Source organism: Vibrio sp. 03_296, assembly GCF_002265885.1.
In genome coordinates this window covers 1-1,008 of the sequence record NZ_NPKW01000288.1, presented here as the reverse complement: position 1 = coordinate 1,008, position 1,008 = coordinate 1, and the positions used below count along the sequence as shown (strand labels likewise).

The window sequence follows — 1,008 nt, the reverse complement described above, 5'->3', positions numbered from 1 at the left end:
TACTCGCACGCCGAATTATTATCTGGATTCTCCTGCAAAGCCTACTATTCGGACTGATTTATCAAGGAATCTGATGAAATACTTCTCTCCTCTTTTTCTCCTCGTCGCGACCACCAGTCAAGCTGCACCAATCGAGCGAGTGATTAGCCTGGCACCACACGCCACCGAGATCGCCTACGCAGCAGGGCTTGGAGATAAACTGATTGCCGTTAGCGAGATGAGCGATTACCCAGAGGCAGCAAAACGTAGAGAAAGTCTCCAACATACAAAGGGATTAACTTAAGGAGAAAATCATCACCTTAAAACCGGATTTGATCATCGCTTGGCCGGCGGGTAACCCTGCAAAAGAGCTAGAAAAACTCGAACAGTTTGGCTTTAAGATCTACTACTCACAAACCAAACTTGCAAGATATCGGCGATAACATCGAGCAACTCAGCCAATACAGTGACGATCCGACAATCGGCCTAACAATGCTCGAGAGTACAGGACTCGTCTCGAAGCGCTAAAAACACTGTACCAAGCTCTGCCTAAAACACGCTACTTCTACCAACTTAGCGACACGCCGATCATCACCGTTGCGGGGCAAAACTGGCCGACAGAGGTCTTTCGCTTTTGTGGCGGCGAGAATGTGTTTGATGGTGCATCGGCACCGTATCCTCAAGTCAGTATTGAGCAGGTAATTCTAAAGAAACCCCAAGCCATGTTTGTTTCTCCTCACGCGATTCAAAATAACGGCATGTGGAGCCCTTGGGTTGAGGAGATTCCAGCGTTAAAAAATCGCCATTTTTGGCAGCTCAATGCAGATTGGTTAAACCGACCAACGCCTCGTACCTTACTGGCGATTGAACAAGTCTGTGAGCACTTTGCCAGCATCGAGCAAAAACGCTAACGTTTGGCTGGAAATTTCGTACAATTTGCCCCAATTTTCTGTTCCCTCACCATTTTAAGGCATTAAGTAACATGGACTCCATGCTGCTGTATTTAATCGATTTATTTGGCACCGCAAT

1 pseudogene is annotated in these 1,008 nt (G+C 46.9%); it reads left to right on the top strand.

The window, feature by feature from the left end:
• Window positions 1–70 precede the first annotated feature (70 nt).
• Window positions 71–890, top strand: a pseudogene (locus tag CIK04_RS24060) (cobalamin-binding protein).
• Window positions 891–1,008 lie beyond the last annotated feature (118 nt).